Here is a 557-nt window from a genome sequence, read left to right as displayed (position 1 = left end):
AACGACGACGCCAAGGGCAACATCCAGTCCGAGGTCGTCCAGCTGAAGGCTGAGCTGGACCGCATCGCCAACACCACGACCTTCAACGGCAAGAAGCTGCTCGACGGCAGCTACTCGGCCAACTTCCAGGTCGGGGCGAACGCGGGCGAGACCATCGGCGTCAACATCGCCACCGCGATGAGCGCCGCGGGCCTGAACGTCGCCGGCGTCGACGTGACCGGCAACGGCCGCTACACCAACCAGGGCGCTGCGGCTTCCGGCGCGGTGGTCACCACGACCGCCACCTCCGGTGCCAACGCTCAGCTGGCGATCTCGTCGTCCTCTGCCGCGGTCTTCGCCGGTGGCACGACGCACGCCGACGCCTACAAGAGCCTCGAGGGCACCATCTCCTTCGGGGGCAAGAGCCTGGACCTGGCCAGCGTCGACTACTCCAACGTCGACAACGACAACAACGCGGCCACCGTCGGTTCCGACACCCAGCACCTCGCCGCGCTGAACAAGGCCGCCCAGGCCGCGTTCGGTCTGGCCAGCACGGTCAACCCGTTCAGCCACGCGGC

1 protein-coding gene is annotated in these 557 nt (G+C 68.2%); it reads left to right on the top strand.

All coding sequences use genetic code 11. The features are described from left to right. Window positions 1-557 (top strand): flagellin N-terminal helical domain-containing protein (locus tag ACI78T_RS20810; RefSeq protein WP_456560036.1); only part of this gene is annotated, 557 nt, incomplete at both ends.

The sequence above is a fragment of the Blastococcus sp. SYSU D00922 genome (assembly GCF_054050495.1).
This window is presented reverse-complemented; position numbering and strand designations above follow the sequence as displayed.